Source organism: Actinoplanes sp. NPDC048791, from assembly GCF_040650095.1.
Classification (GTDB): domain Bacteria; phylum Actinomycetota; class Actinomycetes; order Mycobacteriales; family Micromonosporaceae; genus Actinoplanes.
In genome coordinates this window covers 1-3,625 of sequence record NZ_JBEZGQ010000849.1, presented here as the reverse complement: position 1 = coordinate 3,625, position 3,625 = coordinate 1, and the positions used below count along the sequence as shown (strand labels likewise).

At 70.8% G+C, this 3,625-nt stretch carries 4 protein-coding genes; 3 read left to right on the top strand and 1 reads right to left on the bottom strand.

Annotated features, from left to right (window positions below; all coding sequences use genetic code 11):
- Positions 1–314: pseudouridine-5'-phosphate glycosidase (locus tag AB0C29_RS38325; RefSeq protein WP_360831231.1), on the bottom strand; the 314-nt coding region annotated here is incomplete at its 3' end.
- Between the two features lie 205 nt (positions 315–519).
- On the opposite strand from AB0C29_RS38325, the gene AB0C29_RS38320 reads away from it, so the two are divergent.
- The 3 genes from AB0C29_RS38320 (at position 520) to AB0C29_RS38310 (ending at position 3,190) form a co-directional block, all read left to right on the top strand.
- Positions 520–738 carry a DUF3039 domain-containing protein gene (locus AB0C29_RS38320; protein WP_203765641.1) on the top strand — a complete coding sequence of 73 codons (219 nt, stop codon included), beginning with the start codon at positions 520–522 and terminating at the stop codon, positions 736–738.
- Positions 739–754: 16 nt separating this feature from the next.
- Positions 755–1,369 (top strand): TRIC cation channel family protein, encoded by a 615-nt coding sequence (locus AB0C29_RS38315; RefSeq protein WP_360831228.1) that lies wholly within the window; start codon positions 755–757, stop codon positions 1,367–1,369.
- A 99-nt stretch (positions 1,370–1,468) separates the two neighbouring features.
- Positions 1,469–3,190: a DEAD/DEAH box helicase gene (locus tag AB0C29_RS38310; RefSeq protein WP_360831225.1), complete on the top strand. Its 1,722-nt coding sequence runs from the start codon at positions 1,469–1,471 to the stop codon at positions 3,188–3,190.
- Positions 3,191–3,625 lie beyond the last annotated feature (435 nt).

The window sequence follows — 3,625 nt, the reverse complement described above, 5'->3', positions numbered from 1 at the left end:
GTGGCCCCGTCGGCGCCGGTGGCGGCGGCGACGGCCAGGTCGCGGACGGAGAGCTTGGCCACCCCGTCGGCGCCGGCCAGGTGCTCGATCTGGTGGTCCTCGAGGCCGACGACGAGCTCGCCGCCGATCATCCCGATGGTCGCGGGGACGGCACCGTTGTCCCGGACGGTCTGCTCGATCTCCCGGGCGACCCGCAGGTTGTCGGGCCGGGGCAGGCCGTGCGAGACGATCGTGCTCTCCAGGGCCACCACCGGGCGGCCGTCGCGGCGCGCCCGGGACACATGGTCGCCGTAACGGATGGCATAGCGGCCCATCTGCCGCGTGGAATCGGTCACGATGGCAACGGTACGGTGCCCTGCGGCTCCGTTGTCGTTGGACCGACCAGGCGTGAGGTGTCAGACTTGTGGGTTGGAGCTTCTTCCGCGGTGACCGGGGGGCACGCGGGCCCGGCAACAGCGCCGATTCACCGGTGCTGTGCCGTTGAGCACACAGTCATGAGACTCATGAAGGGCAGATGCCGTGAGCACGCAGATCCTGGAGCGTCCGGAGACCAAGGACGCCGACACCGGTCCCGAGATGTTCCACTACGTGCGCAAAGAGAAGATCGCCGAGAGTGCCGTGATGGGCACCTTCGTGATCGCTCTCTGCGGGGAGAAGTTCCCGGTGACCAAGTCGCCGAAGCCGGGCTCGCCGGTGTGCCCGCAGTGCAAGGAGATCTACGAGTCGATGAAGCACTGACCCCAGGCCGGTTCTCGTGACGGGCAGCTACAGCCTGCTGGTCGCGGACCTGATCGGCGTGGCCGTCTTCGCGGCCTCCGGCGCCAGCGCCGCCGTCGCGAAGCGGCTCGACCTGTTCGGCGTCGGCTTCGTCGGCTTCGTCGCAGCCCTCGGCGGCGGCATCCTGCGCGATCTCGTGATCGGCGCGGTACCGCCGCTCGCCTTCTCCGACTGGCGGTACGCCGTCACGGCGGTGAGCGCCTCGGTGGCGGTGTTCTACCTGCACCCGCAGCTCAACCGGCTGCGGCGTACGGTGCTGCTCCTCGACGCCGCCGGCCTGGGCCTGTTCACCGTCCTGGGCACCATCAAAGCTCTGGATGCCGGCCTGCCGGCGGTCGGCGCCTGCCTGATCGGCATGCTCACCGGCATCGGCGGCGGCCTGGCCCGCGACCTGCTCACCGGGGAGATCCCGGTGGTCCTGCAACGCGACATCTACGCGGTGGTCGCGCTGGGCGGCGCGGCGACGGTGACCCTGCTGAACAGGCTCGACCTGGCCGGCCCGGTCCCGCTGGCGTCGGCCGCGGCCGCGATGACCGGGGTACGGCTGCTGGCGCTGTACCGGCGCTGGTCGGCGCCCGTCGCTGTGCCGTGACCACGGTGGCGGCCCGCCGCCGCTATGCTGGGTTTCGCCTCTGCGGCCGTTGCGCGGGGGCATTTTGCTGTGTGGTGTGAGTCGAGAGGATCGTCGAGCTTGAGTCCGCCCCTGCCGAAACTGGAGACCTTCCCGCCGCTGCGCGCCTGGCAGCGCAAAGCCCTGGTGGAGTATCTGCGCAGGCGCAGCCCCGACTTCATGGCCGTCGCGACCCCGGGCGCGGGCAAGACCACCTTCGCCCTGCGGATCGCCGCCGAGCTGCTCGCCGACGGCACCGTCGAGGCGGTCACCGTGGTCTGCCCGACCGAGCACCTGAAGACCCAGTGGGCGAACGCGGCGGCCCGCGTCGGCATCCAGCTCGACCCGTCGTTCCGCAACGCCGACGTGCACTCGTCCCGCGACTTCCACGGGGCCGTGCTGACGTACGCGCAGGTCGGCATGGCACCGGCGGTGCACCGGCGGCGCACGATGACCCGCCCGACGATGGTCATCCTGGACGAGATCCACCACGCCGGCGACTCCCGCACCTGGGGCGACGGCGTGAAGTCGGCCTTCGAGGAGGCCGAACGCCGGCTGATGCTCACCGGCACGCCGTTCCGCTCGGACGACAACCCGATCCCGTTCGTCGTCTACGAACGCGGCGACAACGGCCTCCAGCGGTCCCGCTCGGACTCGGTCTACGGCTACTCGGACGCGCTGCGCGACGGCGTCGTCCGGCCGGTGCTGTTCATGGCGTACTCCGGAGAGACCCGGTGGCGGACCAACGCCGGCGACGAGCTGGCGGCCCGGCTGGGCGAGCCGATGACCAAGGACCTGGTGGCCCAGGCCTGGCGGACGGCGCTGGACCACCGCGGCGACTGGATGCCCCAGGTGCTACGCGCGGCGGACGCGAGGCTGTCCCGGCTCCGCGAGCACGGCATGACGGACGCGGGCGGCCTGGTCATCGCCAGCGACCAGCAGACCGCCCGGGCGTACGCGAAGCTCCTCGGCGAGATCACCGGCCAGCCGGCGGTGGTCGTCCTCTCCGACGACCAGGGCGCCTCGGCCCGGATCGCCTCGTTCGCGGTCTCCGACGAACGCTGGATGGTCGCGGTCCGCATGGTGTCGGAAGGCGTCGACATCCCCCGCCTGGCCGTCGGCGTGTACGCGACCAGCGCCTCGACCCCGCTGTACTTCGCCCAGGCGATCGGCCGGTTCGTCCGGGCCCGCCGCACCGGGGAAACGGCGACGGTCTTCCTGCCCAGCGTCCCGCACCTGCTGGGCCTGGCCAGCGAGATGGAAGCAGAACGCGACCACATCCTGGGCGCCCCGAAAGACCCCGACGGCCTGGACGACGCCCTGCTGGAACGCGCCCAGCGAGCCGAAGACGCCGAGGGCGACCTGGAGAAGCGCTTCGAAGCCCTGTCAGCGACGGCCGAGCTCGACCAGGTGATCTACGACGGCGCCTCGTTCGGCACCGGGGCGCGCACCGGAACGCCCGAGGAAGAGGAATACCTGGGGCTGCCGGGCCTCCTGACGCCCGACCAGGTGAGCGTGCTGCTCGAAAAGCGGCAGAGTGAGCAACTGGCGGCTCAGAAGCGGCAGAAGGCGGCTGAGCCGGTCCCGGCCCAACGGGAGCCGGTGGTGACGCTGAGCGCGGGCGAACGCCGAAACAGTCTGCGCCGCCAGCTGAACACTCTGGTGGCGGCCCACCACCACCGCACCAACCTGCCCCACGGCAAAATCCACGCAGAGCTCCGGCGGCTGTGCGGGGGCCCGCCGAGCGCCCAGGCAACAATCGAACAACTAGAAGAACGAATCGCCACCATTCAAACGATGTAGCTGATTCTGGCCCGTTATGCGCCCGCCCAGGCGGTTGTGGCCATCGACCTTGGTCTCCCGGGCCCGCGCCGAGGCGGTCGCGATGAGGATCGGGCCAGGGCGGTGCTCTTCGGGCCGTTCCTGACCAGCGTCACCGAGCAGGCGGCCAGCTACGACGACCTGAAGCGTCCCCGGCGCTGTGCGTAGCGGAATTTGCGGACGGCGGCCGTCGCGCATTCGCCGCGCGAGTCTGCCTGAACTCCAGTGCGCGCCAACTCTTTGGCAATAGCTCAACAACCGCGCAAAATGCCGCGGTCACAACACTGCACGCGCCGGAAGCCGGGATTCACACTCGCTGGGAGCTGGGAGCTGGGAGCTGGGAGCTGGGAGCTGGGAGCTGGGAGCTGGGAGCTGGGAGCTGGGAGCTGGGAGCTGGGAGCTGGGAGCTGGGAGCTG